Origin of the sequence: Streptomyces sp. NPDC059003 (assembly GCF_042740445.1) — a bacterium.
GTDB lineage: Bacteria > Actinomycetota > Actinomycetes > Streptomycetales > Streptomycetaceae > Streptomyces.
The window spans coordinates 36,656-43,081 of record NZ_JBHYJH010000082.1; the positions used below are offsets into that span (position 1 = coordinate 36,656).

Consider the following 6,426-nt stretch of genomic DNA (forward strand, 5'->3'; position numbering starts at 1 on the left):
CATGGGGCAGGACCGTCACGAGGGGCCGGACCGGCGCTACGACGACCGGCGCGGGCGCCCGACCGGCGGCGTCCCCGACGGGCTGCTCGTGGGCGTCCTCGCCTTCCTGCTCGGCATGGTCGTGCTCATGTGGTCGGCGACGGGCATCGCCGCCTGGTGGGCCCACGGCGAGTGGCCCGACCAGGTGTCCTTCTCCAACACCCCGACCGCCGTGCGCCACTTGATCCAACAGCCCCACGACGTCGCGGGCGCCTGGCCCGACACCCCCAAGTCCGAGCTCTCCGGCTACGGCCTCCTCTGGGGCTTCCTCATCGGCCAGATCATGGTCCTGATCGTCCTGGCCATCTTCGTCCTCGGCACGGTGGCGCGCTTCCGCGCGGGGAGACGGATTCGGCGGGAGGAGCAGGCAGGTGTACGGGACCACGAGGTCCCGGCCCCGAAGGAGACGGCAGACACAGCGAAAGCCGTGGAAACAGCCGCCCCGACGGTGGCACCGGAGAAACCGACCGTCCCGGCAGTACGGCCGAACGCCGAGCCCGCCGATGCCGTACCGGCTGTGGACAACCCCCGCGACGCGGCAGCCGACGCCGATGCCGCTACCGCTGTGGGCAATCGTCCCGCAGGGCGAGTGGGGCCTCCCCTGTTCGAGCGAAGCCGAGAACTTGGGGAAGGGTGGGCACAGCCCACCGCGCCGGGTGCGCCCAACCCTGACGCCGCCCCCACCCCACCGCTCACCAAAACCCCGACGGTCCCCACCCCCCGCACCCCCCTGGTCCTCGGCACCCCCGAAACCCGCCGCCCCCTGGCCGCCCAGGCCATCGCGGACGCCGAATCCGCAGCCCTGGTCGTCACCTCGGACCCCACCCTCTGGGAGGAGACCAAGGACGCCAGATCCAAGCTGGGCCCCGTCCTCGTCTACGACCCCTCGCACCTGTGCGACACCCCGGCCCGCCTCCACTGGTCCCCCACCGCAGGCTGCGAGGACAACACCACGGCAACCCACCGCGCCCGCGCCCTGCTCGCCCCCATAAGGCCGAGCGCCAAGCTGGACACCGCCGTCGCGGACACCGCGGAGACCCTGCTGCGCACCTTCCTGCACGCCGCAGCCGTGGACGGCCGCTCCCTCAAGCACGTACACCGCTGGGCCCAGGGCACCCAGGTCCAGGAGGCCGTCCGCATCCTGCGCACGCACCCGAAGGCGTCGTCGGGCGCAGCGGGCGAGCTGGAGTCCGCGCTCACCGCGTACACCGAACGCCGGGACATCGCGCAGGAGCTGACGGCCCGCGCCCTGTCGTCCCTGTTCACCGTGAACGTACGGGAGTCCTGCACCCCGAACCGCGGCGACGCCCTCGCCCTGGATTCCTTCGTCGACGAAGGGGGCACGCTCTTCGTGGTGGGCGAGCCGATCGAGGACCCGAAGACGAACCCCGGCGCGATGCCGCTTCTCACGGCACTCGCCTCCAGCGTGGTCGAGCGCGGCCGGCGCATGGCCGAACGGTCATCCTCCGGTCGGCTCGACCCACCAATGACGCTGGTCCTGGACGACATCGCCGCCGTGGCCCCGCTCCCGCAACTCCCGGAACTCCTCGCCACCGGCCCCGACCGAGGCATGCCGACCCTCGCACTCCTGCGCTCCCGCGAACAGGGCCGCGCCCGCTGGCCCCACGACGAGCTCCGCGGCTAGGCCGTGTCCGCGGTCCTGCGCCCCCGGCCGAGCACCATCTCGTGCTCCCGCGCGCCGGGGTCGTCCGGCACGGGTGCGTTCAGCCCACTGCGTACGAAGCCGAACTTGCGGTAGAACGCCTCGGCGCGCGCGTTGTCCTCGTGGACGAAGAGCCGCACCCGCTCCACCCCGGCCCCCTCGCCCTCCGGGGCGAGCGCCCACTCCACCGCGGCCTCGAACAGCGCCTCGGTGAGCCCGGTGCCCCGCACCTCGGGCCGCACGAACACGCCCACCAGGTGCGCCTGCCGCTGCTCGATCACCGAGCCGAGCACGCTCTGCGTCCCCGGCTCCTCCACGATCACGGTCACCGACCCCGCCCAGCCGCCGTCGGGCCCCTCCGCGATGAACTGCCGTATCCCACCACCGGGCGCCGCGGCCCCGGCCGCACGGTCCTGCCAGAACTCGTCCGGCCTCGCGACGGCCTTCTCGTACGTCTCCAGAAAGGCCACAGGCGCCGCCGGATCCCGCAACGCGACCAGCCGCAACTCCCTGACCTGCCGCCATTCCCCAGCACGCACGGCCCGTATGAGATGTTCCATACACCGATCTTCGCATTCCAGCCCGCCGCACACCGTTCCAGCCCGGCTCGGCGAAGTTTCAGCCCGTCCGGCGTTTGAGGACGAGGCGCGAAGCGCCAATTGCTTCCCGGGGGTGCCAGGGGGCCGGCCCCCTGGTTTCGGTGAAGGGGCGGGCCTGGGGCGCACCCGCGAGGGCCCACCCCCCGTCGTACCCCAGTACCACCCCCCACCCGACAACAACACCCCGGTCCGACGCGCCACCCCCACACCCCCAGCGACCATCAACCCATGATTAGGGCCCACGCACTCACCAAACGCTACGGCGGCAAACGCCCCAAGACCGCCGTCGACGACCTCACCTTCGAGGTCCACCCCGGCACCGTCACCGGCTTCCTCGGCCCCAACGGCGCCGGCAAGTCCACCACCATGCGCATGCTCGTCGGCCTGGACGCCCCGACGACCGGCCGCTGCACCATCGGCGGCCGCGCCTACGCCACCCACCCCGCACCCCTCACGGAGGTCGGCGCACTCCTGGAGGCCCGCTCCCTGCACCCGGGCCGCTCCGCCTACCACCACCTCCTCGCCCTCGCCCACACCCACGGCATCCCCCGCTCCCGCGTACAAAAGGTCCTGGACACCACCGGCCTGTCCGACGTCGCGGGCCGCCGCGTGAAGGGCTTCTCGCTCGGCATGGGCCAACGCCTCGGCATCGCGGCCGCCCTCCTCGGCGACCCGGCGACGCTCATCCTGGACGAGCCGGTCAACGGCCTCGACCCCGAAGGCGTCCTGTGGATCCGCAACCTCCTCAAGGCCCAGGCCGCGGAGGGCCGCACGGTCCTCGTCTCGTCCCACCTGATGAGCGAGATGGCCGTGACCGCCCACCACCTGATCATCATCGGCCGTGGCAGGCTGCTCGCGGACACGACGGTCGAGCGCTTCGTACGCGACTCCGGCACCGGCTCCGTCAAGGTCGTCTCGCCCGCGGCGGCCCGCCTCGCCGAACTGCTCGCCGGCCCGGGCACCACCGTCACCAGCGACACCCCCGGCACCCTCGACGTACGCGGCGCCGACGCCGAACACATCGGCCGCACCGCGGCGGCCCACGCCATCCCCCTGTTCGAACTCACCCCGCACGCCGCGTCCCTGGAGCAGGCCTTCATGGACCTCACGCACGACTCCGTCGAGTACGGCATGTCCCTGGACCTGCCGAGCGCCACCCGGGAAGGAGCCGCGGCATGACGACCGCACCCGCCACCGCACCCGCCAGGTACGGGATCACGCCCGCCCGCGTCCTGCGCTCCGAATGGCACAAGCTGTGGACGCTGCGCACCACCTGGATCACCCTGGCCGCCGCGGCCGCCCTCGTCCTCACCGTCGGCATCGCCATGGGCACCACCTACGACGGCGACGACTCCGACGTCGACACCGTCGTGTTCATCCTCTTCGGCACCCAGCTGTCGCAGATCTGCCTGGCGGTCCTCGGCATCCTGGTCACGGCGGGCGAGTACTCGACGGGCATGATCCGCGCCTCGCTGACCGCCGTGCCGCGCCGCCTGCCGGTCCTGTGGTCGAAGGCGGCCGTCTTCACCGCCGTCGCCCTCACCCTCTGCTTCGTCACCAACGTCCTCACCTTCCTCACCGCCCAGATCTGGCTCGACGGCACCGACAAGGAGCTGTCGCTCACCGACTCCGGCGTGCTCGGCGCCCTCGCGGGCAGCGCCGCAGGCATCACCCTCATGAGCCTGATCGCGCTCGGCCTCGGCGCGCTGCTGCGGTCGGTGCCCGGCGGCATCGGCGCGTTCGTGGGCGCCGTCCTGGTCCTGCCGGAGGTCCTGTCGTCGCTGCCGTTCGACGCGGTCGACACGGTCGTCAAGTACTTCCCCGCGCAGGCCGCCTCGTCCCTCGGCTCGATCACACGCGTCGACAACACCGTCGCGCCGGGCGTGGGCCTGCTCGCCCTGGCCCTGTGGGCGGCGGCCGTCCTGACGGCGGCGTCGGCGCTGCTCAAGCGCCGTGACGTATAACGACGCACGGACGTATAAGAGAGAGATGGCCGACCAGCACCCCCTCACTCAGCACGTCCAGCGCCTGGTCCAGCGGGTGCGCGCCGTCGACACGCGCCGCCCGCTGGTCTGGGACCTGCTGGTGACCGTCTTCTTCGTGATCTCGGCGCTCGTCGACTACGCCGGCGGCGGCTGGCGCAACGTCGCGCACGACACGGACGTGCCGGGCCCCCTCGTCCTCACCCTCAGCCTCGGCATGTCGGTCCCGCTGCTGTGGCGCCGCCGCCACCCGATGGCGGTCCTCGCCGTGATGCTGGCGTTCGGCGCGGTCAGCAGCGGCACCGGCGCCATGCTGCAGATCGCCCTGGTCCAGCTCATCGTCCTGTTCAACATCGCGCTGCGGCTGCCGCTGCGCACCCTCGGCCGGGCGGGCGCCCTGATGATGGTGCCGCTCGTGGTGGGCACCGTCCGCTATCCGAAGGGCAGTTGGGACCAGCAGATCGTCCCGCAGGTCTGGGCGTACGCGATCGTCGCGCTCCTCGGCATCGCCGTCCGCTCGCGCCAGGACTACACCAAGGCCCTCGTGGAGCGAGCCCGCCAGCTCGAGGTGGAGCGCGACCAGCAGGCCCAGCTCGCGACCGCCGCCGAACGCACCCGCATCGCCCGCGAGATGCACGACATCATCGGCCACAACCTGTCCGTCATCACGGGCCTCGCCGACGGCGGCAAGTACGCGGCGGCCAAGTCCCCCGAGCACGCCGCCCGCGCCCTGGACGCCATCGGCTCCACGAGCCGCCAGGCCCTCGCGGAACTGCGCCGCCTGCTCGACGTCCTGCGCGAGGACACCGCGGACACGACGGGCATCGCGGACGTGACGGGCACGAACGGCTCCACGGGCGTCTTGGGGGCCGCCGCGCTCACGCCCCAGCCCGCCCTGACGGACCTGGACCGCCTCATCGACGGCGTACGGGCCGCGGGCCTGCCCGTACGCAGCACGTTCCGCGGCCGCGCGGACCGCCTGCCGCAGGGTCAGGAGCTCACGGTCTACCGCGTCGTGCAGGAGGCCCTGACGAACACGCTGAAGCACGGCGGCCCGGGCGCGACGGCGACGGTCGATGTGGCGTACGACGACACGGACGGGGTGACGGTGACGGTCACGGACACGGGTTCCGCCACCGCGTCCTCGTCCCCACGCACGTCCCCGTCGACCCCGTCGACCACATCAGCCACGTCGGCCACGTCGGCCCCTGGCCGCGGCCTCACCGGCATGCGGGAACGAACGTCTCTGTACGCGGGCACACTTGAGGCCGGCCCGCTGCCCGCCCCCACGCACGGCTGGCGCGTCCACCTCCATCTGCCGAGACCCAAGGAATCCACCCAGTGACGACCGTCCTCATAGTCGACGACCAGCCGTTGCAGCGCTTCGGCTTCCGCATGCTCCTGGAGAGCCAGGACGACATGACGGTGGTGGGGGAGGGCGGCAACGGCACCGACGCGGTCCGCATGACCTCCGGCCTGCGCCCGGACGTCGTCCTGATGGACATCCGCATGCCGGACATGGACGGCATCGAGGCCACCCGCCGCATCGTCACCTCCGGGGCGAACTCCCGCGTCCTGATCCTCACGACGTTCGACCTGGACGAGTACGCGTACGCGGGTCTGCGTGCGGGCGCCTCGGGCTTCCTCATCAAGGACGCGCTACCAGAGGAGCTTCTCTCCGGCATCCGCGCGGTCGCCACCGGCGACGCGGTGGTCGCGCCGCGCCTCACCCGCCGCCTCCTGGACACCTTCGCCGACCAGCTGCCGACCGGCACGGAATCCGAGGCCCCCATGGACCCGGCCAGGCACCCGCGCCTCTCCGCCCTGACGGACCGGGAACTCCAGATCCTCACGGTCATCGGCCAGGGCTGGACGAACACGGAGATCTCCGCCCGACTGCACCTCGCCGAGTCCACGGTGAAAACCCATGTGGGCCGCATCCTCGCCAAGACGGGCGCGAGGGACCGGGTGCAGGCGGTAATTCTGGCGTACGACACGAGGCTGGTACGGCCGTCCTGAAGAGGGCGGTACGGCCCGTCCCGAAAACGCAGAAAACCCCCGCATCGTAAGATACGGGGGTTTTCCCTTAAATTTAGTTCGGCGGCGTCCTACTCTCCCACAGGGTCCCCCCTGCAGTACCATC

6 protein-coding genes are annotated in these 6,426 nt (G+C 72.0%); 5 read left to right on the plus strand and 1 reads right to left on the minus strand.

The genetic code is table 11. The features are described 5' to 3' along the window. The first annotated feature begins 1 nt into the window (after position 1). Complete coding sequence (locus ACFWZ5_RS26360) at positions 2-1,684, plus strand: type IV secretory system conjugative DNA transfer family protein (protein WP_384799981.1); 1,683 nt, start codon at positions 2-4, stop codon at positions 1,682-1,684. On the opposite strand, the gene ACFWZ5_RS26365 is transcribed toward ACFWZ5_RS26360, so the two are convergent. Continuing rightward, the gene (locus ACFWZ5_RS26365; protein WP_384799978.1) at positions 1,681-2,262 is read right to left on the minus strand and encodes a GNAT family N-acetyltransferase; all 582 of its coding nucleotides are present in this window, start codon (positions 2,260-2,262) and stop codon (positions 1,681-1,683) included. The two genes, ACFWZ5_RS26360 and ACFWZ5_RS26365, sit on opposite strands and share 4 nt — an antisense overlap. A 267-nt stretch (positions 2,263-2,529) precedes the next feature. Between ACFWZ5_RS26365 and ACFWZ5_RS26370 the strand changes: the two genes are divergently transcribed. Genes ACFWZ5_RS26370 through ACFWZ5_RS26385 form a run of 4 tightly spaced genes read left to right on the plus strand, consistent with a single transcriptional unit; the run spans position 2,530 to position 6,302 of the window. Then, the gene (locus ACFWZ5_RS26370; protein WP_384799975.1) at positions 2,530-3,480 is read left to right on the plus strand and encodes an ATP-binding cassette domain-containing protein; all 951 of its coding nucleotides are present in this window, start codon (positions 2,530-2,532) and stop codon (positions 3,478-3,480) included. Beyond that, positions 3,477-4,265 (plus strand): ABC transporter permease, encoded by a 789-nt coding sequence (locus tag ACFWZ5_RS26375; RefSeq protein WP_384799972.1) that lies wholly within the window; start codon positions 3,477-3,479, stop codon positions 4,263-4,265. The genes ACFWZ5_RS26370 and ACFWZ5_RS26375 overlap by 4 nt, the downstream gene beginning before the upstream one ends. Before the next feature lie 25 nt (positions 4,266-4,290). Next, complete coding sequence (locus ACFWZ5_RS26380; RefSeq protein ID WP_384799969.1) at positions 4,291-5,628, plus strand: sensor histidine kinase; 1,338 nt, start codon at positions 4,291-4,293, stop codon at positions 5,626-5,628. Next, the gene (locus tag ACFWZ5_RS26385; RefSeq protein ID WP_384799966.1) at positions 5,625-6,302 is read left to right on the plus strand and encodes a response regulator; all 678 of its coding nucleotides are present in this window, start codon (positions 5,625-5,627) and stop codon (positions 6,300-6,302) included. The genes ACFWZ5_RS26380 and ACFWZ5_RS26385 overlap by 4 nt, the downstream gene beginning before the upstream one ends. Positions 6,303-6,426 lie beyond the last annotated feature (124 nt).

Bases quoted from the DNA above. Each gene is read 5' to 3' on its own strand.
- ACFWZ5_RS26365 (WP_384799978.1), bottom strand. From the start codon at position 2,262: ATGGAACATCTCATACGGGCCGTGCGTGCTGGGGAATGGCGGCAGGTC.
- ACFWZ5_RS26375 (WP_384799972.1), top strand. From the start codon at position 3,477: ATGACGACCGCACCCGCCACCGCACCCGCCAGGTACGGGATCACGCCC.
- ACFWZ5_RS26370 (WP_384799975.1), top strand. From the start codon at position 2,530: ATGATTAGGGCCCACGCACTCACCAAACGCTACGGCGGCAAACGCCCC.
- ACFWZ5_RS26380 (WP_384799969.1), top strand. From the start codon at position 4,291: ATGGCCGACCAGCACCCCCTCACTCAGCACGTCCAGCGCCTGGTCCAG.
- ACFWZ5_RS26360 (WP_384799981.1), top strand. From the start codon at position 2: ATGGGGCAGGACCGTCACGAGGGGCCGGACCGGCGCTACGACGACCGG.